This window comes from Mesorhizobium loti CJ3sym, assembly GCF_000472785.1.
GTDB classification, from domain to species: domain Bacteria; phylum Pseudomonadota; class Alphaproteobacteria; order Rhizobiales; family Rhizobiaceae; genus Mesorhizobium; species Mesorhizobium loti_E.
The window spans coordinates 225,758-249,678 of the sequence record NZ_KI421462.1 but is presented as its reverse complement, the minus strand read 5'-3'; the positions used below and the strand labels follow the sequence as shown (position 1 = coordinate 249,678).

Sequence of the window (23,921 nt, the reverse complement as noted above, 5' to 3'; positions counted from 1 at the left end):
CCCATGGCCGCGCGTAGACAATCCTTCCTCGATACGTGGATCTTCCCGCAGGCTTTCTATATCGCGCTGACGGTAGGCGGGTGCGTTTTCATCGCCGTCACAAAGACCGCCGGCATAAGCCCCGTTATCTCGTCAACGGTGCCGATCGGCATCATGATCGGCTACTTCGCGTTTTCCTGGTACGTCGGGAAGTTGCGCGTTCACGACGAGCAGACAGGTGACAACCTCTATTACATGGGCTTCCTGTTCACGCTCTCCAGCCTGGGCACCTCGCTTTACCAGTTCGGCACAGACGCATCGACCGACGAAATCGTCAGGAATTTCGGCATTGCCGTGACGTCGACCATCACAGGCATCGCGCTGCGCATCTTCCACAATCAGGTCCGACGCGACCCCGCCGACGTGGAACGGGCTGCCCGTCACGAGCTCGCGGACATGACACGTCGCGTGCGCACCGAGATGGAAAGCGTAGCGCGTGAGTTCGCCGACTTCCGCCGGGTTTGCAATCAGATGTTGGAAGAAGGCTTCGACGAAATAGCCCGACAGGCGGAGAAGAACGGCGATCAGGTCCGACAGGCCTTCGAGGGTATGGCCGCCAAAGCGATAAAGCCCGTCCAGGAGACTTCGGAGAAGATAGCCAAAAGCCTCGATGACACGTTCGGCCGTATCGAAAGCAGGTTTTCAGGTGTCGCTGAAAAGGTCGACACAGTCGCAGCGTCGCTCGACACGGCGAATGCCTCCATGGCTGGCACGATCTCGAAGTTCGAGGCGCAGGCCGACATAGTTGCCGGGAAGCTCGCCAACGTGGTTATTCCGGACGAGGTCCTCAAGACGGATGTCGTCACAGTTCTCAAGGTGCTTGCAGCGTCTGTCGGAAGGTTCACCGAGCGGGCTGAGGCGCTTTCCAAAGAGCAGGGGGAAAGGACCGACAAGCTTTCGGATACCGTCTTGAGGATGGCGGCGCATCAGAAGCTCCTCCTGGAGAGGCTTGAGAAGCAGGCTGAGCAAAACGCCAGTACGACGAACCTGCTATCCCGCATCCTCGATCGCGATCGTGTGTCCGTCCCGCACGAAATTCCTCCGGTTGCACCTTTGCACGCCAATGAACCGTCTGTTGAACCTCCCATCTTCATCCCCATTTCGGCGGCAACTGCGCAGGGTGAGAAGCCAGGCGCAACGGCAACAGCCAACGGCGCTGATGCCGGGCAGCAGGCCTCCCAGCCGATCGTGGAGAAAGTCCAGCCGAGGCCGAGATGGTGGCGCTGAACGAACCCGGCGGAGCTTCGGTCGGCTACGAAAAGAAAGGCTATGCCCGCGGCTTGATCCTCGGGCTCACCATGGCCGAAACGATGCTCCTGCTCGTCTTCTGCCTGCTGTTGGTTGCAGGCGCCATTGTCGCAAAGAAGAAGGCCGAATTGGAAACTGCCCTTGAAAGGGTATCCCGCAGCGAAGCAGTGGTTCAGCAACTCAAGCAGGAGAACAAGAACCTGCTGGCCCAGGTTGCCGAGCTCATGGAGCGGTTCACTGGGCACAAAGTGCCTGATGAGGAATGGCGAAAGCTCGTCCTCGCCAAAAAAGCGATCGAGCAGATCGAGCAAAAGGGACTGTCGGCCGACGAAGCAGTTCAGCTGGCGGAAGCCACAGTCGCGGTCCGAGACAACAATCTCTCAGCCGACGACGTACGCAAGCTAGTCTCAGCAGATCAGCGTGCGACCGAAGCCGAACGGAAGCTGGCTGAAGCCGAAAAGGAACTCGCTGAAACGACACGGCAGCCTAAGGATCTGCCACCGATCATCAATCTGAGCGAAGCCAAGGGCTATTCCTTCGAAGTCAGCAGTGCCGAACTCAAACCGGCCTTTAAGGCCAAGCTTGAGGGCGCTATTGCCGAGCAGATTGCCGATATCGTCGCAAAATACGATGTCGATGTCGTCGAGGTCATTGGCCACACTGACGAGCAGCGATTGTCGAGGCAGTCGAACATGGACTTCGTTCTGGGGCGCGTACTCTCTGGGGATGAGAGCGTCAGCGAAATGGAGCCGGGTGATAATGCCGGGCTAGGCCTCGCGCGAGCGATATCCGTCGCGTCCGTTCTGAAAAAGATACCGGCGTTTGATCATTTGAACATCCTACCCATGTCAGGCGGCCAACTGATCCTGCCGGATGATCGCCTCACGGATGGAGCTCAGTCAGGCGACGCTCCAGAAAGGCGTCGTATCGAGATCCGAGTACGCAAGAGCAAGCAGAAGCTGGCCGCCGAGGGGCATCACGAAGGCAATTAATAGGCAAACCATGTTGAGCCAAAGCGTGGGTTGCCATCCACCGGAACACGAGTAGAAGCCCGCAAACTGCCGCGGTCCAGTGCCAGCGCGCCGCGCTTTAATTAGTCGGGCGCTCGCTGACGCGTTTTTTCCGCGCCGGAAGTCGAATGGAAAGCGCTTCAGGAAACCAGGAAATGCACTCCAGTCGTGTGATCACCGCTGCCACAATGCATGGTGTCCCCTATTTCTGATGCTACACAATAATAGGTCAGGGCGAGGAAATTATTGATGCATCGGTGACTAATATTAACCAATAATCAGAGTTTTATTGGCAACCTCTTCTGCTGGGTCCGATGACTGTGTCGGAGGGGATGTGTAATGAGTCTGGGTGCCGCAGGGCTCACGCCCATAACGCCTGCTGCTTTCATCAAGAAGTGGAGGAAGTCGGAACTTGGCGAGCGGCAGGCAGCTCAAGAACACTTCCTCGATATCTGCTCGCTGGTCGGCCATCCGTCTCCGAGCGATGAGGACCCGACCGGCGCGTTCTTCGCGTTCGAGAAAGGTGCGAACAAGCTCGGAGGGGGTAAAGGTTTTGCTGACGTCTGGAAGAAGGGTCACTTCGCATGGGAGTACAAGCGTAAGAAGGGAAACCTCGACGAGGCCCTCCTCCAGTTGATGCGATACGCGCCGGCGCTTTTGAGCCCGCCGCTACACATCGTTTGCGACATCGAACGCCTTCGCATCCATACCGCTTGGACGAACACCGTTCCGTCCACATACGTGATCACCCTAGATGACCTCGCGGAACCTTCAGCGCGTGAGATGTTGCACAACGTCTTCTTCAGCCCGGAAAAGCTGAGGCCGACCCGAACACGCGCGGCGGTCACCAAGGAGGCAGCAGACAAGTTTTCCGCGATCGCACTCCGCGTTCAGGGGCGAGGCACACCAGATGAGATTGCTCATTTCGTAAATCAGCTGGTCTTTTGCTTTTTCGCCCAGAGTGTCAGCCTGCTGCCTGATGGCCTGTTCACGAAGCTCCTGAAGCGATCGGCCCGTGCTCCTGAACGAGCCATGAGCTACCTCGACAAGCTGTTTGAAGCAATGGAGCGCGGCGGCGAGTTCGACCTGACCGACATCACATGGTTCAACGGCGGCCTGTTTGATGGTCGCCGAGCGCTACGGCTCGATGACGGTGACATTGGTTTGCTTGTCGCCGCAGACAGCCTCGATTGGGGCCTCATCGATCCGACGATTTTCGGAACTCTGTTCGAGCGGTTTCTGGACCCGGAAAAACGCGCCCAGATCGGCGCGCACTACACCGATCCAGAAAAAATTATGCGTCTTGTCGATCCGGTCATCCTGAGGCCTCTGAGACAGGAATGGGAACAAGCAAGGCGGGAGATTGTCGAACTCCTGAATGGCAATCGCAAGCCGCCAATGCGCAGGCAGCAATCCCGCCGGATGAAGCGGGAGGAAGCGGCCGCCGAAGTACGGTCCCGGTTCACGGAACGGCTGCGAAAGCTCCGCATCCTGGATCCGGCATGCGGGTCTGGAAACTTCCTATACCTCGCTCTCCAGGGTGTGAAGGATATCGAACACCGCGCCAACCTCGACTGCGAGATGCTCGGCATGCCCGCTCAGCTTCCGCTCGTAGGGCCTGAAATCCTGCGCGGCATCGAAATCAACATGATGGCGGCCGAGCTTGCACGCACGACCATTTGGATCGGAGACATTCAGTGGCAGATCAAGAATGGGATACGCTCGAAATCGATACCAATCCTACGCAAGCTAGATGCAATCGAAAGGCGAGACGCCTTGGTCAGGCAGGCCCAAGACGTTGATACAGCTCGTGACGCACAAGGAGACCTTCTTGCTGCACTGCAACCAGTCTCGGAAGATGCTGAAGCAGAATGGCCAGAAGCAGAATTCATCGTAGGAAATCCGCCGTTTGTCGGCGTGCGTTTGATGCGGCAAGCCTTGGGCGATCCAACGGTTGATCGCCTTTTCGATGTGTACGATGGGCGCGTCTCTCGCGAGGCTGATCTCGTCTGCTATTGGGTGGAGAAATCCCGCGCCGCTGTCGCAGCAGATCGAACGCGTCGAGTGGGTCTGGTCACGACGAATTCCATACGCGGTGGAGCGAACAGAAGGGTGTTGGATCGGATCATCGCCGAAAGCCGGCTATTCGAAGCCTGGAGTGACGAGCCGTGGGTCGTCGATGGCGCAGCCGTACGAGTATCCCTAATCTGCTTCGGCCACGGCGAGGACCCGTTGTGCCTCGATGGGAGGACGGTTGCACAGATAAACGCAGATCTTACCGCCGGCGTAACCGACTTGACCAAGGCGCGCAGGCTGTCTGAAAACCAGAACGTAGCGTTCATGGGCGACACGAAGGGCGGTGCCTTCGACGTCCCGGGTAGCTTGGCGCGGGCCTGGCTCTCGATGCCGATGAATCCCAACGGTAGGCCAAACTCAGATGTGCTCCGTCCATGGCGCAATGGAATGGACGTCGCTCGCCGCGGCCGCGACATGTGGATTGTGGATTTCGGCTGGGAGATGTCCGAGCAGGAGGCTGCCCTCTACGAGGCGCCGTTCCAGCACATTAGAGAGCATGTGTTTCCGGAGCGCTCAAAGAACAGGCGTGATGCCTACCGCGAGCGTTGGTGGCGACACGTGGAGCCGAGACCGGCTTTTCACGCTTCCTTGCAGGGCCACTCGCGTTACATGGCAACACCTCGCGTCGCAAAGCATCGGACATTCGTGTGGCTTGATCAAGCGATAGTGCCCGACTCCCGCATCTTCGCGTTTTCTCGCTCAGACGATGTCTTTTTCGGGATTCTTCACTCCCGATTTCATGAGGCTTGGAGCTTCGGAACTTGCTCGTGGCACGGCGTCGGCAATGATCCAACCTACAATAGTGCGGGGGTATTCGAGACCTTCCCGTTCCCCGAGGGCCTCACGCCGGATATCCCAGCTGTCCGATATGAAAAGGATTCACGAGCCATCGCCATATCAAAGGCGGCCAAGAGACTTGATGACATACGAAACGCGTGGCTCAATCCGAGCGACCTTGTCCAGATCAAGCCCGAGGTCGTGCCCGGCTATCCGGATCGAATCCTTCCGAAGGACATCGCGTCGGACGCAATCCTGCGTGACCGTACCCTGACCAACCTCTACAACCGGCGTCCGCAGTGGCTGGTCGACGCCCACTCGGACCTGGATGCCGCCGTTGCCGGAGCCTACGGTTGGCCTGCGGATATCTCTGAAGATGAAGCCCTGGCAAATCTCCTAGAACTCAATCTGGCGCGTGAGGCATTCAACGAGCACGCCAAATCCGGTCTGAAGACAAGAAAGCCACGTCGTCGTCCGACGCCGGAAGAGGTTCGACGTGCCCCGCAGATGAAGTTGCCCATTGCAGGTGGCCGCAAGTCCGTTGTCGGTCCGCAGCAATTGACCACCAAGGATCGCGAAAACCAGCCGACGTCAGCAGAGCGTCCGCGAAACACCAAACGCCGAACAAGCTGACCCAGGTCAGCCAAATTGTGCGAGACGCCCTTGCTCCAAGACCGATGATAGACCCATTCCAGTCATTTCCGTTACACCTCATCAAAAGCAGATCGAAGCCGGCCGCGCCTATGACCGCCTTCTCAAGCGCGGCACCCGGCCGAAGGCGCTCAAGGCCATCGTCGCATGGTTCAAGCGCCTGTGGATCAAGTTCATCGGTTAATCAGTGTGCGGCCGACGGCATCGCCTTTGCAAGCATGGATCAGGTTGACGACGCCGTCGGGAAGGCCGGCCGCGCACATTGCGCCTGCAACGAGCGGCGTCTGTTCGGCAGGTTTCAAGATCACGGTGCAGCCCGCCGCCAGAGCCGGTGAGATCTTGCGCGCCACCATTGAAGCCGGGAAATTCCATAGCGTGATCGTGCCAACAACGCCGATTGGCTGCTTGATCACCCAGCATGCCCCGGTCAGTCGAGGGCGGGGAGATCGTCTCGCCAAAGATGCGGTTGGCCTCTTTGGCTTACCATTGCAGATATGCCGCCGCATGCGAGACCTCCGACTTGGCTTCGCCAAGCGGCTTGCCAATCTCTGCCGTAAGAATGGCAGCAAGGTCGTCGGTATGGTCTTGATCAGCTGATGCCAGCGCCAGAGCATGTCCCTGCGATCCCGGGCGGTAAACGCCGCCCATCAGCCTGCGCGGTATAAGGCCTCGTCGATCGCCGAGCGCGTCTCCTCAGCGCCCATGTCGGGTAGCTCTGCCAACACTTCGCTAGTGGATGGATAAAAACCCTCGAACTTTCGCTAACCCAACAACGTGCCAGGCGTCGGCATGCGGTCGATAGCGCCGAACAGGTCGGGGAGTTTCAGATTCGCATCAGCGGCTGGCACCGAGGCATCCCGGCTTTCTCTTCAAACCGGCGGATGTTTTCTATTGGCTGCGTCAGGATGTGTAACCGCACTTCGCATCGGACCTCGAGCGACGGGGCCCTGGCGACCTGCCGACCGCGTTATGGAATAGGAACGACCGTTCCTGGAACGAGAATTCCTGTTCAGCGCCTTTCTCGCCCGCACGCCTGGCGGGGGCACCGAGCGTTGAGCCCTGCGACCTGATAACCGCAGCGCAGGCATGGCATCCACGCATCCGCGGAAAGCGGCAATTTGGCCTAAGCTTTGACGGCGCCCGCGCGCCTGACGGCGCGTGCCGGGTGCTCGTGAACCGAGCCCGCTTTTTCTTCGCCAGGCTCAGGCGGTCTCGGCCATCCGGCTTCGCCCCCTGGCGCGGGCAGCCTGTCGGCTGCTGACGGTCGCCGCCCTGTCGGCCGGCGCGGTTTGTCTGTTGGCCGAGCCCTGACAAATCTGGCGCCGCCAGTCTCGAGGCCATCGCGCGAAACGGCGGCGTGCTGCGCCGCATCGCCGTGCGCATTCCGACCTATCTGTCGGACATTCGCGAGAACCCCGCCTGGCTGCCGATGTTCGTGCTCGCCCGCACCATGCCGGCCCGCCGGATGCACTGGCGTGGGGCAAAGCCGGTTCGCGTGTCGCAAAAAGCCCACGACACGATGTTTGCCGGCGTCGATCGCCAGGAAATTGTCGAGGCGCTGCGGTCGGACGGGCTGTTTTGCGGGCTCGTCCTGCCGACTTTCATCCATGAGGAGATCGCCGCCTTCGCCCGCTATGTCATCCGACGCCGGTTGGGCCTCGACTGACCCAGATCAAGGCCACGCCCTTGTCGGCGTGGTTTGATCGATCAGTCCTACAAGGGAAAAACACATGGGCTGACCGACAGCCTGGTCGTCCCTCCATCATCTTGACAATCCAGATCATACGGCAGGCAAATGACGCTTCACCAGCCAGGAACCGACGTGAGAAACGCGCTTGAGGCGATGCGGGCAATAGATCACAGCGCAATCAATGCACGACATGCGGCTCGACTCCCCCAACATATCACCAAGAGAACCGACGCGCTGGCGGCACGCTGATGGCCGGCCGTGACGACAGCTTCGACATCATTGTCGTGGGCGCCGGGCCGGTCGGACTTTCCTTCGCCGCATCGCTTGCTCATAGCCAGCTCAAACTGGCGGTTGTCGAAGGGCAATCCCTGGAAAGACTGGCAAGTCCGGCTTTCGACGGCCGCGAGATCGCGCTCACCCACGCCTCGATTGGAATCCTTCGCGAGCTCGGCGCCTGGGATGTTATCTCCGCTTCGGACAAGTCACCGCTTCAAGGCGCACGCGTCCTCAACGGATCGAGCCCGTTTGCGTTGTGTTTCGATTCCCCCGGCGGATCCGCGGAACCGCTGGGCGTTCTGGTCCCGAATTGCCAGATCCGCGATGCCCTGTTCAAGATCATCCGCTTGCAGGGCCATGCCCGGCTGCTGTGCGGCCACTCGGTCGTGCGTGCAACAAACAGCCGTCAAGGAGCAATGATAACGCTCTCCACTGGCAGGCAGCTGAGCGCTCGGCTTCTCGTTGCAGCCGATTCGCGTTTTTCCGCCACCCGCAATCTGCTCGGCATCGGCGCCGATATCAATCGGCTTGGCAACTCGATGCTGATTTGCCGGGTGAGGCACGAGCGCCCCCACCACCAGATCGCGATCGAATGGTTCGATCACCATCAGACGGTGGCGATGTTGCCTCTCGCGCCAGGCGTGTCGTCGCTGCTTCTAACTTTGCCCTCAAACGAGGCCGACGGACTGCTTGCCCTCGACGACGAGTTGTTCCTGAGGGAGTTGACAAAGCGCTGTCGAGGGCGCCTCGGCAACATGAGCCTGGCAAGCCAACGCTACATCTATCCGCTGGTCACGACCTGGGCGCACAGGTTCCGGGCGCCGAGCGCCGCATTGATCGGCGACGCGGCCATTGGCATGCACCCGGTGACCGCGCATGGCTTCAACATCGGCCTCGGCGGCCAGAAGCAGCTCGCCCGCGGTATAGAGACCGCATGGCGCGACCGTCGCGACATTGCCGACCCCGACATGCTCCACAGATATGAAAGCCGACTGCGCCTGTCGGCGGCGCCGCTCTACCATGCTACGAATATCCTCGTCGGACTCTACTTAAGCGAGCATCCGGCGGCACGGCTTGCAAGGCATGTAGGACTGCGCCTCGGCCAACATCTTCCCTTTGTCCGTCATGGCATTGCGGCCATGCTGAGGCGGTGAACCGCAGTCGTCATAGGATCATCGTCAGCGTGCTGGCGTCTGGCGAGTTTGGTTCGATGTGAGCGGTCGCGGCTGCGCGGGATCATGCTTGATGAAGACGCGGCCGCTGAATGCCGCGAGCCTCTTCCATCGCAGATCGTCAGCGTGTCAATCGCCGTGTGTGTGCAGAATTCCCGACCGCCGCAAAGCGTTTGTCGGCCGGCGCCACACAGAAGTGGACCCAGCCACGTCCAATCCCGCCTTCGATGTGTTCAGCGCGTGGATGGTTGTCATCCAAACAATCAATTTTGCCAATCCTGCGGACCCTATTAGGAGCGTGACCGAAATCAAGTGCCTCGGCCCGCAGTACGCCCGACGAAAAAGCCTGAGCACCAACCACCTGGGCCTTAAGGAGCAACAGAATGCAACGACCCGAAGGCAGTGGAAATTGCTGCCGGGACGTTCTTCCTCATCGGGGTCTATGTCGCGCGTCAAGCGGACTCGTGTTTTGACATCGGGTCTCACGAAGGACCCCGCTTCTCGGAATGAGCGTGCCCCGACCCTACCGACGTCAGACGGCATTTGCAGCGCCGGTGATTGCTGCCTTAGCTAGGTGCGAATTTGACCCATAAAATCGATCATGAACTGCTGAATCGAGAAATGGCCGCAGACGACCCATGGCGGCTTGATGGCAACCCGTTCGAGCGGGAGCGCCACACCCAAATTCTCCGGTTGTCACTTGCGCAAGGTCGAGTCGCAAATGCGCTCGAAGTCGGCTGCGCTGCCGGCGCTTTTACGGAGCGGCTAGCCCCCATTTGCCAGCGGCTCACTGTGATCGATGTCGTCGAGCCAGCGATTACGCGAGCACGTTTACGCATGAAGGAGACGCCGCACATCAGCTGGATAATTTCCGATGTTCAACAGTTTTCGAGTGATGAGCTGTTCGACCTGATCGTCGTTGCGGAGGTTCTTTACTACGTCGGAGACCTCGATCAGATCCGCGCGGCAGTCCGCAACCTGGTAAGTCTGCTTGCGCCAGGCGGGCAGCTGGTTTTCGGATCGGCACGTGACGCCAATTGCCAACGCTGGGGGCACGCTGCTGGTGCAGAGACCACCATCGCCATGCTGAACGAATCGTTGACCGAGATCGAGTGCATCGAGTGCCGGGGCGCGTCGATCAATGAAGACTGCCTGCTGGCTCTCTTCCGAAAGCCGATTTCCGCTTCCTGATAAAACACTTGGAAACTGTGTGGGCTTCTGTGGTGTCAAGCTGACCCAATATGCGGACGTATAGAGCGCCCAATTGCAACAAGTAGCTGGATCCAGTTGATGGTAACAACTGCTGACTACATCCGGCTTCTTCATGCGGCTCGATGTTCTGCGCCGCGAGCCTCGAGGGGTTTTCGCCCGCTTCCACCTCAACGGCCCCAGACGTCGGCCGAAGCCTTTCCGGTCCAGACATCAGGTTCGGAAGCGGCGGGGTGACCGTTCCCCCACCTCTGCCATTTTGCGTAACGGCTTTACCCAATAAATGACCCATAGATACCCAGATGAAGCGAAGTCCTTATTTTGCATGGCTCCCTATGCGGGACGGGCTCTACGGCTGCCGCCACCGAACCTCAAAGGTGATCCCTAGCCGGGAAAGCGGCACTCCTCGTCGGGGGCCGTCGGTCCCGTGTCCCGCCTTATGCGGCGCTATGCTGACACTCCTACGGCTGCCCTTTTAACCGATCTCGTCGTTGCAGTCAGTCCCGCGTCCCGGCCCTTCGGCCGGCGCAAGTGCTGACGCTCCTTAGGCTGCCTTTCTGTGTGCGGCGATCTTTGATCCCTCGCACGGAATGAAGACTTAGGGGCCAGCTCCTTTGCGCACTTCAGGCCTCAGGTGCTCAAGCTGTGTGTTCCAGTCGGCCAAAACCTCAAACAATTCGTTCGAAGTAGCGCCATCCGGGCGCGCTCCTTCCCGCTCTCCAGGTGCTTTCACCGACAGTCCGGTTGACCGGCAACACTCGAAAGCATTGACCAGACGATTCCTGTTGGCGAGCGCGATAGAGCTTCGCGGAACCTGTTTGCCGCCGGCGATCCAGAGCTGCGCGATCGCCATGCATCATCGCGTGCGCCAACGGTCGCCGCGTTTGCTGACGCCTAACAGTCGGGCCGTCCTCCACTTGATCGCTGCTTCGGCACGGGCGCAGCCACGCGCTGGCGGCCGCTCTTGAATCAGGTTGTGTCACCGACAGCTGCCATCGGTGCCGCCGCTTATCGGGCCAATCGAGCACGACCAGAAGGTTCAGATCAGGGCCTTTGAAAGGCATGGTTTTAATATCCATAGCGTGGATGCTCGCGATCTAAACAATCAATTTTACCAATCCGGGAGGGTCGTTCATAGACCCATGACATGCACCGCCATTGCTCTACCGCGTGAGGTGCACAAAAGAACCCGAAAAAGAGGAAGTCTTCGCATGCGCCCTGACGTGCAGTGGAGGTTATGCTGGGAAAATGAGTTGCAGCTTCCCGATCACCTCGAACTCTCTGAGTTCTTCCGGAAGACCTATGAGCCGACCGGAGCCTTCAATGGAAAGCAATTCGAAGGCGGTCGAAGTTGGGCCGGTGCAAGGCCGGAACTCCGCGCAATCGGCTATGATGTGCACGGGGTAGCGGCTCACATGGGCGTGCTGCGCCGATACATCAAAGTTGGCGACGTTGATCTGCTGGTCGCTGAACTCGGTCTATACGGGGTGCGTCCGGATCTTGAGGGGCTGGGAATCGCCCATTCGATTAGCGTCATGTATCCAGTGCTGCAGCAGCTTGGCGTTCCATTCGCTTTCGGCACGGTTCGGCAGGCGCTCCGGAACCATGTTTCGAGGTTCTGCCGCAAAGGCTTGGCGAACATTCTGACGGGCGTTCGCGTGCGTTCAACCCTCCCGGACGTGTACTCCGATCTGCCTTCCACGACGCGAGTCGACGACGACGTACTCCTCATGGTGCTCCCAATTGGACGCTCGATGAGCGAGTGGCCGGCCGGCACTTTGATCGATCGGAACGGTCCAGAGCTATGACCGCGGATCTGGTATCCGCTCGCTTCCTCAAATTCACAGAAAAATCTGACATCTCATGACCCTGTTTGCCACAGCCAGTACTGTTGCCATCTGCTCTTATGCGCTACTGTCGACCGTCTACAAAACCGCGCAGGTGTTTTATACCCTGCCTACAAACGTACCGCCGACCTCGGGCGACCCGCCCGGCGGTGAGCCTTGGCCGAGCGTCGATGTCATTATCCCGTGCTACAACGAGGCGCCTCGCACCCTCTCGGACTGCCTGGCTTCCATTGCAAGTCAGGAATACGCCGGTAAACTGCAGGTCTATGTTGTTGATGACGGTTCTGCAAACCGCGATGCCCTCGTAGGTGTACACGAGGAATACGCGGGCGACCCGAGGTTCAACTTCATTGCGCTCCCAAAGAATGTCGGAAAGCGCAAGGCGCAGATTGCCGCCATTCGCCGCTCGTGCGGAGATTTGGTGCTGAATGTAGATTCGGACACGATACTCGCCCCGGACGTCATCACCAGGCTTGCGCTAAAGATGCAAGATCAAGCGGTCGGCGCCGCCATGGGCCAGTTGGCGGCTAGCAATCGCAGTGAAACTTGGCTGACGCGGTTGATCGACATGGAATACTGGCTCGCCTGCAACGAAGAGCGGGCAGCGCAGGCTCGGTTCGGTGCCGTCATGTGTTGCTGCGGTCCGTGTGCCATGTACCGGCGATCCGCGCTTGTTTCGTTGCTGGATCAGTACGAGACGCAGCGCTTTCGAGGGAAGCCGAGCGACTTCGGCGAGGACCGCCACCTTACGATCCTGATGCTGAAAGCAGGCTTTCGAACAGAGTATGTCCCGGAGGCCGTCGCGGCAACAGTCGTTCCCAACAGCATGGGTCCCTATCTGCGCCAACAGCTTCGCTGGGCCCGGAGCACTTTCCGTGACACGTTGCTGGCGTTCCAACTGCTGCGCGGCCTTAACATTTATCTCACATTGGACGTGATTGGCCAGAATATTGGCCCATTATTGCTCTCTTTGTCGATTCTGGCGGGGCTCGCGCAATTGGTAACGACAGGTACTGCGCCTTGGACGGCATGCCTGATGATTGCAGCCATGACTATAGTTCGCTGCAGCGTGGCAGCGTTTCGTGCGCGCCAACTTCGATTTCTCGGATTCTCGCTCCACACACTCATCAACATCTTTCTCTTGCTCCCGTTGAAAGCATACGCGCTGTGCACATTGAGCAACAGCGATTGGTTGTCGCGCAGCTCTGCGGCCAATGTGACAGACACTGGCGGCACCAGTTCAAAGCCGAACTTGGTGGGATCTGACGCAGCTTACAGCGAACAGCAATAGTCACGTGATCTCAGGTGGAAGAGTTTTGAGCCAGGACCAGAAACATCAAGTGTTGAAGCGTAAGTTGGGCCCAGAGGATTTGCGGCGATTCGAGACTCCTGCGATCGAACGGGAGTTTCACGGGCAGACAAGCGCGAAAAGCTCCGTGCCTGACTCTCTGTCGACCGTGGCAGTCGATTTTGCCGGCGTAACCAAGTCGTATGGGAACAAGATCGTTGTCGACGAACTGTCGTTCTCCGTTGCGTCGGGAGAGTGTTTCGGCCTCCTCGGACCAAACGGGGCGGGCAAAAGCACGATTGCGCGTATGCTCCTCGGCATGACATGCCCTGACGCGGGCACGATCACGGTGCTCGGCGTCCCGGTGCCGGCGCGCGCTCGGCTGGCACGCAGGGGCATTGGCGTGGTCCCGCAATTCGACAATCTTGACCAGGAATTCACCGTACGCGAGAACCTGCTGGTGTTCGGACGCTACTTCGGCATGAGCACACGTCAGAGCGAAGCGGTCATCCCGTCGCTTCTCGAGTTCGCTCGCCTCGAGCGCAAGGCGGATGCGCGCGTCTCGGAACTGTCCGGCGGCATGAAGCGATGCCTGACAATGGCGCGGGCGTTGATCAACGACCCCCAGCTCATTGTGATGGACGAGCCGACCACCGGCCTCGATCCGCATGCGCGCCACCTGATCTGGGAGCGGCTGCGCGCCCTGTTGGCACGTGGCAAGACGATTATCCTAACGACGCATTTCATGGAAGAGGCTGAGCGATTATGCGATCGGCTGTGCGTGCTCGAAAAGGGCCGCAACATCGCCGAAGGCGGCCCGCAGGCGCTGATCGACGAGCATATCGGATGCCAGGTCATGGAGATTTATGGTGGCGATCCGCACGAGTTGCTTTCGCTGGTCAAGCCACATTCCCAGCGCATCGAGGTCAGCGGCGAAACCCTTTATTGCTATGCGCCAGACCCTGACCAGGTGCGCACGCAACTGCAGGGGCGAGCAGGTCTGCGTCTTCTTCTGCGTCCAGCCAATCTCGAGGATGTTTTCTTGCGGCTGACCGGGCGCGAGATGGAGGAGTGAACGATGATTGAAGGTTTTGCGGCGGCGCTGCCGGCCAATGCGTGGAACTGGGTTGCGGTATGGCGACGCAACTATCTGGCATGGAAGAAAGTCGCACTCGTGTCGCTTCTCGGTAACCTCGCCGATCCTATGATCTACCTTTTCGGCCTAGGCACCGGCCTCGGCATAATGGTCGGCCGCGTCGACGGTGCGTCGTATATCGCCTTTTTGGCGGCCGGCATGGTCGCGGTAAGTGCGATGACCGCCTCTACCCTGGAAACATTGTACGCGGCTTTCGCTCGCATGCATTCTCAACGCACATGGGAAGCCATGCTGTATACGCACATTACCCTCGGCGACATCGTTCTGGGTGAACTGGCGTGGGCAGCCACCAAGGCCTTCATGGCCGGTACGGCTATTACCATCGTCACCGCAACCTTGGGCTATGCCGCCTGGCCGTCCGTCCTCTATGCGCTGCCAATCATTGCTCTGACAGGGTGCGTATTTGCGAGCCTCGCGATGATCGTCACCGCACTTTCGCCCAGCTACGATTACTTCGTGTTTTACCAGACGCTTGTCCTCACACCTATGCTGTTCCTGTCGGGCGCCGTTTTCCCATTGAACCAGCTGCCTGGCGCCTTTCAGCAGATAGCGCGATGCATGCCGCTGTCACATGCGATCGACCTCATTCGTCCGGTTATGCTTGATCACCCGATCAGCGGCATCGCCCTGCACGTCGGTGTGCTCGGCCTGTACGCGCTGTTGCCATTCTTCCTCTCGATGGCGCTGTTGCGCCGCCGACTAATGCGCTGACGAAAGAGAGTGAGATAAACAATGCGCTACGGACTTCGTGCTGCAAATAAAAACGACATCGCCAACGCAAATCGGCATCCAACCCAGGGTCTTCGTGGCATCCACTCAATCTCTCAACGTTATGGAACGCCCCGGGACCTCGATCACAGGATCTCATGTTGATCCAGGCGTAAGAGAATTTCTTTGAGGTTGGTGATGTCTGACTGGCGTTCGCGGCGGCGAACGACAACGCAGCCTGTGTTTTTGATCAAACGGCCTTGAGACAGGCCAATTCAGTCTTCCTGTACGATAAACGGAGAGCGAGATGCTGTGTCTAGGATTGAGCGGCGGATTAGACAAAGTCTATGAAAACCGATTCCAGATTGCGAATACATTCATGCACGATGGCGCTGCGGTGCTCGTCCGAGACGGACAGGTCATCGCGGCCGTAGAAGAGGAGCGCCTCAATCGGATCAAACACTCCAACAAGCTCCCAATCAGTTCGGTTCAATACTGTCTTTCAGCCGCTGGGGTTCAGCTCAGCGAAATCGATCATGTGGCGTACTACGCTACCGAAACCTATTGCAACGCCATGCTCGAAAACATGCTTGCTTCCGAGCCGAACGCCTCCATTCCGTTGGATGCCAAATTTTTGGTGCAGCAGCTGTTGGCGCAGGAGTTCGGTAGCGAGCTCGACCCTTCGCGTATCTCATTCGTAAGTCATCATCAGGCGCACGCCGTGAGTGCTTTTGCAATGTCGGGCTTCGAGCAAAGTCTGATTTTCGCGATTGATGGCTCTGGTGATTTCCAGTCGGGTCTTGTGGCGGTAGGATCTGGTGCTGAAATTTCGCAACTCGCGACTTTCCCAGAGAACAATTCCCTTGGGCTATTTTATCTCGAGGTGATCCGGTATCTCGGCTACGGCTTGTTCGATGAATATAAGGTAATGGGGCTTGCCCCCTACGGCGATCCCGTTCCCTATCGCGAGCTTTTCGAGCAGTTCTATGAACTGTCTGCAAACGGCGAGTATCGCGTCCACCTGGACCGCATCGGTCCGACTTTGCTTCGCACCATTCAGGTCCGGCAAAAGGGAATGCCATTCACCCAGCAGCACAAAGATGTGAGTGCGTCGTTACAGGAAGCGCTCGAACGCATCGTGTTTCACATTCTTCGGCATCATCGTGAGGCCACCGGGATGACGCGGCTGTGCCTGGCCGGCGGCGTTGCGCACAATTGCTCCATGAACGGCAAGCTGCTCTATTCAGGCCTTTTCGAAGACATCTTCGTGCAGCCCGCGTCGCATGACGCTGGCTGCGCATTGGGCGCTGCATTAATCGTGTCTGGTGAGCTGGGCCGCCCCGCGCCGCGTGCGCGACTGCAGGAGGTTTATTGGGGGCCGGATCTCGCGAGCGATCACGCTGTCGAAGAGGAACTAAAAGCATGGGCGGGGCACCTGGAGTTTGAACGCACTGAGGCGGTGGCGGATAGGGCAGCCGAGTGGATGGCCGGTGGCGCCGTGATCGGCTGGGTGCAAGGTCGTTCGGAGTTCGGGCCGCGCGCGCTCGGAAATCGCAGCATTCTTGCCGACCCCAGGCCCGCCACAAACAAGGACCGGATCAACGCCATGGTCAAGAAGCGGGAAGGGTATCGCCCGTTCGCCCCATCAGTGCTGGAGGAGGATGCGCGCGAATTTTTCGACCTCCCAGGCAGTGCGTGCGAATTTCCCTTCATGAATTTCGTGGTCCGTGTGCGCGACTCCAAGCGTGGTTTGCTCGGCGCCATCACGCACGTCGACGGTACGGCTCGGCTGCAAACAGTATCGCGCAAGGCCAGTCCGGCCTACTGGGACGTCATCAATGCCTTCAAGCAGCGCACTGGCATCCCAATTCTGCTCAATACGTCCTTTAACAACAATGCCGAGCCGATCGTGGATTCAGTTGCAGACTCGATTGCCACGTTCCTGACGACAGGGTTGGATGGACTTGTGGTCGGGCCGTTCCTCGTCAAAAAACGGGCCACAACGCTGGAGGATTGGACTGCGCTCGCGGTTTCATTGCCGCCTTATGTATCCCTGTATAAGGTCCGCGCTCACACGGCGCTGGATCGCCAGGAGACCGTCTGCGAAATCCGAACGGATCACTCCAGCCGTGACGGTGTGCGTATTTCACATGACTTGTTCGATCTGCTGACGCGGATCGAAGGCGAAGCCGTGCTCGCGGATCTCCTCGATACAATTACGCTGGATCAGGCCCAGCGCGAGGCTCTCACAGGAGAACTGCGACGGTTGTGGGAGCAGCGCCGCGTTCGCATGCGTCCCTCGCAAGCTGCTCGCGTCGATCAAAACTGATGCCAATCGCTGGACGACAGATAGCAGTTGCCGAAACACCGGTCCTTGTCGTTTCTCGACGGCGGACCCGGTTCGGTGACTGCCTATGTGTCCGGCATCAGCCTGGTGTTACGCATAGCGGACGGGACGTGCGAGCGGGCTGCGCCGCTCGCGGGATAAGGCGGCGGCCCTACGGCGCGCCAAGCCGGCATATTCGTCGTTGAGATGCTTTTTGGCCAAATGCGTTGGTGGGGCGACGATCATGTCTTAGCGCGGCTTGACCCTTCGCCTTCCAATTATGACGCCATTGCGGATTTCGCCGGCGCTTTCTTCAGGACTCGAGATCTGTTGGTCAAGGCCACCCGCGCGGTTAGCGTTGGCGATGCCCGACATCTGCTTTCGGGCAATCGCCTGATCGGGATGCGAGTCGAGGAAGGGGAGCTCACCCAACCCACGGCCGAATGCCCGTCGCGCGCCTGCGCGATTGCAAGCGCCGTGGTGCTGTGCCATTCCATGCGAAGCGTGAGAGTCCTTTTCAGCCCGCGCAGAACCAGGAAGGCCGACATAGTCGGGAGCGCCGCGCCGGTGATGTAGCGCACGGCGGTTTCGTACAGCGTGTGGAGGGGTTCCGCGTCGCCGAGGATTGCGCCGCCAAGGCTGCGACCTCATTCGCCGCGACACTTTCAATCGTGGGTCGAGTTCAGGAAGGCGCGTGGTTGAACGGCATTGGGAAAACCAGCCGGATCGTAGCCGGTGATGGATCGCGCGGGTAGCGAAGCCGAATTTGGCATCGTTCGCAGATGTGCCACTTTCCGGTCTTGGATTGCGGTCTCGGGCATCGGCTTCAGACGTGCTCTTGGCTTTCGGAAGGAGTGGCTGCAAACTGGTTGATATGGAATGTCCAGTTGGCAGGAAAAGAAATGGTCCAGTCTCCAGGTCCCGGTGCTTCAACCCGCTCGCATGGCATGGGGGCGCGCCAGATCTACGAAGCGCTTCGCGAGCAGATCCTCAGAGGCGTTTACGGCACCGGCAGCCAGCTGCCGTCCTCCCGTGGTCTCGCCGAGGAACTTGGAGTCTCGCGAACGACCGTCACCGTCGCCTACGAGCAGCTGGCCGCGGAAGGTTTCATCGACATCCGTCAAGGCGCGCGCCCTCGTGTCGCATCCTCACTCCTGGGACATGAGCTGACCGCCAATCCCCCAAAACGGTTCGGCCCGGTTCACTTGTCAAGCTATGGCGAACGGCTGCGTGGTACTCCGCGCTGGCCGGATTACCTGCCGAACACGCTGAAGGTTGATTTCCGATATGGCGTCCTGGCGCCCTCAGATTTCCCCGCATCGGTTTGGAAGCGCGCGATGAACGCGGCGATGGCGCAGCGGCCGGCACGGCTCGCCTATGACGATCCGTGCGGTTCGAGCCGGCTCCGCCAAGCGCTTCAGGGCTATCTCTGGCGCGCCCGTACTGTGCGCTGCGACCCCGAGCAGATCGTCATCGTCAATGGTTCGCAGCAGGGCCTCGATCTCTGCGCGCGCCTGCTGCTCGACCCCGGGGACAGCTTCGTCATCGAGGACCCCTGCTACAGGATGGCGCGCCAGGTCTTTGCCAGTACAGGTGCCACGCCCGTTCCCGTCGAGGTTGACGATCACGGCATGCAAACGGAGCAACTGGCGGGGGTCGCGGCCCGGCTGGCCTATGTGACGCCCTCGCATCAGTTTCCGCTCGGCGGCGTCATGCCGATCCCGCGGCGGCATCAGCTTCTGGAATGGGCGCGGGAGCAGGGCGCCTATGTCATCGAGGACGACTACGACAGCGAATATCGCTACGATATCAGCCCCGTTCCCCCGCTGCATAGCCTCGAGGATCATGGGGCCGTCATCTACCTCGGCACCATCTCAAAGACGCTCTCGCCGATGCTGCGGATCGGTTATCTCGTCGTCCCGGCGGAATTCCTGCAGGTTTTCGAAACCGCCAAGCAGCTTGCCGACCGGCATTCTCCGATGGCGGGGCAGGAGTCATTGGCCTCTCTGATCGAGAGCGGTGGCTATGAAAGCCATGTGCGCCGCGTGCGCCGCATCAACGGCGAGCGCCGGGAGGCATTGCTGACCGCCCTGAAGCGGAGTTTTCAAGGTCGGATCGCCGTCCAGGGGGCAGAGGCTGGACTGCACGTCGTCATATGGTTCAACGACCTGCCGCGATCGCGTGAAACGGCGTTGGTCGAAGCTGCCCAATACGCGGGTCTGGGTCTGCACCCGATTTCGCCGCTTTATCATCGGCAGTCGGGAGCAGGCGAAGCCGACCGCGTCGGGCTTGTCATGGGCTATTCCGCCCTGAGCATCCGGCAGATCGAAAAAGGCGTCGAGATGCTGCGCGACGTCGTCGCTCGACTCTGAGACGCTGACGGTTCCGCACGCGGGTTAGAACGCATTCGCGGCCGCTCATCATAAACAGTTCATCGTTGAAATAGTCGCGCGACCGGGCGACGGCCGCGCTCATGGCCGGCTGACTAAGGTTGATGCTGCTGCCGCCGTGAGGTTGCGCGCGATCCAAGCCTTTGTCTCATCTATCCGCAACGTGGATGCTTGTCATCGAAACAATCGATTTTGCCGATTCGACAGAACGTCCCATAGGAAGAATTCAAGGATGCAGCCCTAAGGAGATTGTCGATGCATGCGTTGGCTCCGAGGAGCATTTTCTGGTGTGGTCTGCGCCGAACATCAAGCGAGCCGATCCCCTTTTCGACCAGGTACATCGGTGATCGGGGCAAGCTGCATCGCGTCGGCTCTTCGCGACAAGCTCCCTCCGATAGCGTAGGCCCCTACCTCAAGGATCGGGGTTATGCCGATTGCGAATGGCCGACCGGTACAACAATTGACCGCAAGGGTTCGCAGCTATGAGACGTCTCGATGACAGATGGGAGGTGCAGAGTGAATGCGCTGACGGCACCGGGCGTCGAAGCGTCTATCTGACGTTTGACGACGGTCCAAATCCATGTTTCACACCACAGATACTCGATGTGCTGGCGCAAAATCGGGTGCCAGCGACATTCTTCGTCATTGGTGCTTACGCCGCAGAGCATCCGGATCTCATCCAGCGAATGATCGCAGAAGGGCATGAGGTAGGCAACCACACGATGTCTCATCCGGACCTGTCCAAGTGCGGCTTGGGCGAAGTGCAACGTGAGGTATTTGAGGCGAACCAGGCCATCATGCTAGCATGCCCGCAGGCCTCGATCCGCTACATTCGCGCGCCATACGGCGCCTGGAGCGAAGAAGTGCTCACTGCCTCAGAGATCGCAGGGCTGGCGGCCCTTCATTGGTCGATCGACCCAAGAGACTGGTCGCGCCCCGGCACCGACGCGATCGTCGATGCAGTGCTCGCCTCGGTACGCCCCGGCGCAATCGTGCTCTTGCACGACGGATGCCCTCCCGACGAGTCGACACGGAGCACTCAAGCCAGTCTGCGCAACCAGACCGTTATGGCGCTGTCCAATCTGATTCCTGCATTAGATGCCTGCGGATATGAAATTCGCTCGCTTCCAGAACATCACTGAAATGCGAGATCGCATGGACCTGCTTTCCCAGCCAGTACCTGTGTGGTCTCGCTTATGAAGGCTTACAGGCCGTTTACGCCCTGCGAACAAGCACTTCGTTGACATCGGACGAACTGGTCGGCTCCGACAGTTGGCTAAGCGTAGACGTCTGTTGTCAGCTGCTACGATGAGGACCCGCGCACGCCCTCGGCATGGCCCAGCACCGCCGGTAGGTTCACTCTTCGACGATTGTTTGAATGTATGGTTCACTTCGCGTTGGATCGATTTCATTGGGCTTGCCGCAGGCTCACATAGCGCGACCCTGCGGGATCGCTGGCTGCGTCGAAAAGGTTTGGCAAGCAATTCGCATACCGTGGACCGGCACCGGGGATTCCGGTGCTCTGATCCGGCGCGCGATGCCATCTTTCATCAACTGGACTACCTCAATAGCTTCTGACTGGCTGTTTCCAGCAGGCCAGCTTGCCGATACCTGACTTGGTAACGCAAGGAGTTTCGCGATGTACATCCCTCCCGCTTTCCGCGACGACGACAAGGAATGCCTGCGCGCGACCATTCGCGCGGCGCTGCTGGCGAACTTCGTTACCGTCACGGCGGAAGGGCCGCTCGCAACGCCACTGCCCCTCTTCCTTAACGAGAACGAGGGCGAGCACGGCGTGATCTACGGGCACCTGGCGAAGGCCAATCCCCAGTGCCGTGTTCCGCCGCTGGGCGACGGCTTGGCCATCTTCATGGGGCCGGACGCTTACGTGACGCCGGCATGGTATGCGACCAAGCGGGAAACCGGGAAGGTCGTCCCGACCTGGAATTACGTCGCCGTCCACGCCTATGGCCCGGTCGAGTTCTTCGAGGATGCGGGAAGACTGCTGGACGTCGTGAATCGGCTGACCGACCACCACGAGGGCGAGCGCGCCTCGCCTTGGGCCGTGTCGGACGCGCCGCCGGATTTTGTACAGGCGCAACTCCGCGGAATCGTCGGCCTGCGCATGCCAATCACGAGGTTGGAGGGCAAGCGCAAAATGAGCCAGAACCGGAACGCGGCCGACCGCGCTGGCGTGGCGGCGGGCCTTGCGGCGAGCGAGCGGGCATCTGACCGCGACGTCGCCGCTCTCATCCCAAAATAATCATGAACTTCGTCGGAATCGACCATCATGCCAGAACTGACCCCACTCGCCCTGTACCTCGCCGCGGCCTCCGTGCTCGCCATCACCCCCGGTCCGGGCATCTTCTACGTTGCCGCGCGCACGCTCGCCGGTGGTCGTCGGGAAGGTATCGCTTCCAGCTTCGGCACGGGGTTGGGGGGCATGATCCACGTCCTCGCCGCAAGCTTAGGTGTTTCCGCGATCGTGCTCGAGAGCTCGGAACTGTTCTCCGCATTAAAGCTGTTCGGCGCGGTCTACCTCGTCTGGCTCGGCTTTCGCACCTTTCAAGCCGCCCGCCTCAAGGGAGCGACTGGCGGCGATGACGGCGCCGCAGTGGGTCCAGTCGGACCCCGGCGGGCGTTTCGTGAAGGGGTACTGGTCGAGGCGCTCAACCCGAAGACGGCAGTCTTCTTCCTCGCCTTCATTCCGCAGTTCGTGAATCCGAGCGCAGGGCTCGTAGCTCTGCAATTCGCGGTGCTTGGCTCCGTGTCCATTGCGCTCAACACGCTCGCCGACATCGTGGTTGCCGTCGTGGCCAGCGGCATTCAAGACGGCGCGGCAGCGCGTCCCGGGTTGATCCGCCGCCTGAGGGAGGCGTCAGGCGGCGCGATGATCGCGCTGGGCGTCGGCCTCGCTCTGGCGAAACACCCTGCTGCCTGACTTTGAATCTGATCGATTGGGCATCTTTCAGGGTTGGCGGGTACCTTGCGAAAGCAGTTGGATGGCTGCGAGCCAGTTCGGTCATTGCACCTATTCAAGCCATGTCTCAGGAGGCGCGGCACCGCCGTTTGGGTGAACGTCGGCTCATAAATGAGAGAAAAACATAGCGTGAGAGAAACGTGAGTACGACTGCCTCGCCTCGCTCATGCCCATCATATCGGCCCTCGCTAATCAACGCACGGTAGAAGCCAGTCAGCCGAGAATGACGCCCGTTTCATGGAAGGAAAGCCAAGCCATGCGCCAAGCATCGCCCCGCTTTGCACTCGATTATATGGCGACGCCCGGACTTGACGTCAGGGCACTTTTCGCTTTTGCCCGCGACCAGGGCCTAACCGATGTCCAGATCCGCGGCCAACCGGGCAGCAATGCTATGGCACGCGGCGAGCCGGCGGCGGACGTCCGGTCTGCGGCCGCCGACACAGGCGTTGGGATTATTTCCGTCAATGCCCTCCAGCGCTTCAATGAGTGGACGCCCGCCCGCAGGGCCGAGGCGAGCAAGCTCGCCGATTATGCAGCGGCCTGCGGAGCCACGGCGCTCATGCTGGTGCCGGTCAACGGCGGCTCCTGGCCCGCCAATGTCGAGCGCCGGGGCGATCTCCGCGTCGCCTTGAAGGCGCTCAAGCCGATCCTCCAGTCGCGCGGTCTGATCGGTCTCATCGAGCCGCTGGGCTTCCGGACCTGCTCGCTTCGATCGAAGAACGAAGCGGCTAAGGCCATTGCCGCCATTGATGGCCAATCCGTCTTCCGCCTCGTGCACGACACGTTCCACCACACGCTTGCCGGGGAGGCGTTCTTCTCCTCCGAGCTGACCGGTCTCGTCCACATTTCAAGCGTGAACGATCCGATCCACTGGATTTACCCGGATCGCGTCCTAGTCGGTTCCGACAATGGCAGCCAGATCCGGGCGCTGCTTGATGGCGGCTATGGGGGGCCCTTCTCATTCGCACCGTTTGTCGACGCAGCCCACCCGCTGGACGACCTCGCAGGCGCAATTGCCGCGAGCATCGCTCTCTTCCGACACGGGCTATTGACGCGAGTGCCGGCGTGAGACGCGGGA

General features: G+C 59.9%; 18 protein-coding genes and 2 pseudogenes. 16 read left to right on the top strand and 4 right to left on the bottom strand.

The genetic code is table 11. The features are described 5' to 3' along the window. The first annotated feature begins 3 nt into the window (after positions 1-3). From A3A9_RS42145 to A3A9_RS40980, 3 genes are all read left to right on the top strand, one after another. Positions 4-1,266 carry a hypothetical protein gene (locus A3A9_RS42145; protein WP_051371558.1) on the top strand — a complete coding sequence of 421 codons (1,263 nt, stop codon included), beginning with the start codon at positions 4-6 and terminating at the stop codon, positions 1,264-1,266. After that, complete coding sequence (locus A3A9_RS0137560) at positions 1,254-2,279, top strand: OmpA family protein (RefSeq protein ID WP_027033359.1); 1,026 nt, start codon at positions 1,254-1,256, stop codon at positions 2,277-2,279. The genes A3A9_RS42145 and A3A9_RS0137560 overlap by 13 nt, the downstream gene beginning before the upstream one ends. A 357-nt stretch (positions 2,280-2,636) precedes the next feature. Further along, positions 2,637-5,783, top strand: a complete 3,147-nt coding sequence (locus A3A9_RS40980; RefSeq protein ID WP_063827839.1) for a class I SAM-dependent DNA methyltransferase — start codon at positions 2,637-2,639, stop codon at positions 5,781-5,783. Positions 5,784-5,974: 191 nt separating this feature from the next. Here A3A9_RS40980 and A3A9_RS41655 read toward each other — a convergent pair whose 3' ends face one another. Beyond that, positions 5,975-6,415: an aldehyde dehydrogenase family protein gene (locus tag A3A9_RS41655; RefSeq protein WP_318013387.1), complete on the bottom strand. Its 441-nt coding sequence runs from the start codon at positions 6,413-6,415 to the stop codon at positions 5,975-5,977. A gap of 725 nt (positions 6,416-7,140) precedes the next feature. Between A3A9_RS41655 and A3A9_RS0137540 the strand changes: the two are divergent. The 3 genes and pseudogenes from A3A9_RS0137540 to nodS form a co-directional block, all read left to right on the top strand. Further along, positions 7,141-7,434: pseudogene (locus A3A9_RS0137540) on the top strand (hypothetical protein); the annotation flags it as partial. A gap of 305 nt (positions 7,435-7,739) precedes the next feature. Next, positions 7,740-8,921 (top strand): 5-demethoxyubiquinol-8 5-hydroxylase UbiM, encoded by a 1,182-nt coding sequence (gene ubiM / locus A3A9_RS0137535; RefSeq protein ID WP_027033362.1) that lies wholly within the window; start codon positions 7,740-7,742, stop codon positions 8,919-8,921. Between the two features lie 600 nt (positions 8,922-9,521). After that, entirely contained in the window at positions 9,522-10,130 is a 609-nt protein-coding gene (nodS, locus tag A3A9_RS0137530) for a nodulation methyltransferase NodS (protein WP_032925915.1), read from the top strand. A gap of 616 nt (positions 10,131-10,746) precedes the next feature. Here the strand turns inward: nodS and A3A9_RS44705 are convergent. After that, positions 10,747-11,001: a hypothetical protein gene (locus A3A9_RS44705; protein WP_152536315.1), complete on the bottom strand. Its 255-nt coding sequence runs from the start codon at positions 10,999-11,001 to the stop codon at positions 10,747-10,749. Between the two features lie 358 nt (positions 11,002-11,359). On the opposite strand from A3A9_RS44705, the gene A3A9_RS0137525 reads away from it, so the two are divergent. The 5 genes from A3A9_RS0137525 (at position 11,360) to A3A9_RS0137505 (ending at position 17,476) form a co-directional block, all read left to right on the top strand. Continuing rightward, positions 11,360-11,956, top strand: coding sequence for a NodA family N-acyltransferase (locus A3A9_RS0137525; protein ID WP_027033364.1), 597 nt, complete (start codon positions 11,360-11,362; stop codon positions 11,954-11,956). Between the two features lie 55 nt (positions 11,957-12,011). Continuing rightward, positions 12,012-13,286 (top strand): chitooligosaccharide synthase NodC, encoded by a 1,275-nt coding sequence (gene nodC / locus A3A9_RS0137520; RefSeq protein ID WP_027033365.1) that lies wholly within the window; start codon positions 12,012-12,014, stop codon positions 13,284-13,286. A gap of 49 nt (positions 13,287-13,335) precedes the next feature. Further along, positions 13,336-14,358, top strand: coding sequence for a nodulation factor ABC transporter ATP-binding protein NodI (nodI, locus tag A3A9_RS0137515; protein WP_080680526.1), 1,023 nt, complete (start codon positions 13,336-13,338; stop codon positions 14,356-14,358). A gap of 3 nt (positions 14,359-14,361) precedes the next feature. Then, positions 14,362-15,150 (top strand): ABC transporter permease, encoded by a 789-nt coding sequence (locus A3A9_RS0137510; protein ID WP_027033367.1) that lies wholly within the window; start codon positions 14,362-14,364, stop codon positions 15,148-15,150. 304 nt (positions 15,151-15,454) lie between these two features. After that, positions 15,455-17,476 (top strand): carbamoyltransferase family protein, encoded by a 2,022-nt coding sequence (locus tag A3A9_RS0137505; RefSeq protein ID WP_027033368.1) that lies wholly within the window; start codon positions 15,455-15,457, stop codon positions 17,474-17,476. Between the two features lie 275 nt (positions 17,477-17,751). Here the strand turns inward: A3A9_RS0137505 and A3A9_RS43710 are convergent, their stop codons facing one another. Beyond that, positions 17,752-18,054: a PLP-dependent transferase gene (locus tag A3A9_RS43710; RefSeq protein WP_244966435.1), complete on the bottom strand. Its 303-nt coding sequence runs from the start codon at positions 18,052-18,054 to the stop codon at positions 17,752-17,754. Between the two features lie 321 nt (positions 18,055-18,375). On the opposite strand from A3A9_RS43710, the gene A3A9_RS0137495 reads away from it, so the two are divergent. Continuing rightward, positions 18,376-19,845 carry a PLP-dependent aminotransferase family protein gene (locus tag A3A9_RS0137495; protein ID WP_010913827.1) on the top strand — a complete coding sequence of 490 codons (1,470 nt, stop codon included), beginning with the start codon at positions 18,376-18,378 and terminating at the stop codon, positions 19,843-19,845. A gap of 22 nt (positions 19,846-19,867) precedes the next feature. Here A3A9_RS0137495 and A3A9_RS44700 read toward each other — a convergent pair. Then, positions 19,868-19,972 (bottom strand): annotated as a pseudogene (locus A3A9_RS44700) (LysR family transcriptional regulator); the annotation flags it as partial. 373 nt (positions 19,973-20,345) lie between these two features. Between A3A9_RS44700 and nodB the strand changes: the two are divergent. The 4 genes from nodB to A3A9_RS0137475 all read left to right on the top strand — a co-directional run bounded on the left by nodB (position 20,346) and on the right by A3A9_RS0137475 (position 23,912). Further along, a complete protein-coding gene (gene nodB / locus A3A9_RS0137490) occupies positions 20,346-21,005 on the top strand; it encodes a chitooligosaccharide deacetylase NodB (RefSeq protein WP_027033370.1) in 660 nt (219 codons plus the stop codon). 497 nt (positions 21,006-21,502) lie between these two features. After that, positions 21,503-22,126, top strand: a complete 624-nt coding sequence (locus A3A9_RS0137485; RefSeq protein ID WP_027033371.1) for an FMN-binding negative transcriptional regulator — start codon at positions 21,503-21,505, stop codon at positions 22,124-22,126. A 27-nt stretch (positions 22,127-22,153) separates the two neighbouring features. Beyond that, positions 22,154-22,804: a LysE family translocator gene (locus tag A3A9_RS0137480; protein ID WP_027033372.1), complete on the top strand. Its 651-nt coding sequence runs from the start codon at positions 22,154-22,156 to the stop codon at positions 22,802-22,804. Positions 22,805-23,066: 262 nt separating this feature from the next. Beyond that, positions 23,067-23,912, top strand: coding sequence for a TIM barrel protein (locus A3A9_RS0137475; RefSeq protein WP_032925919.1), 846 nt, complete (start codon positions 23,067-23,069; stop codon positions 23,910-23,912). The last annotated feature ends 9 nt before the right edge of the window (positions 23,913-23,921 follow it).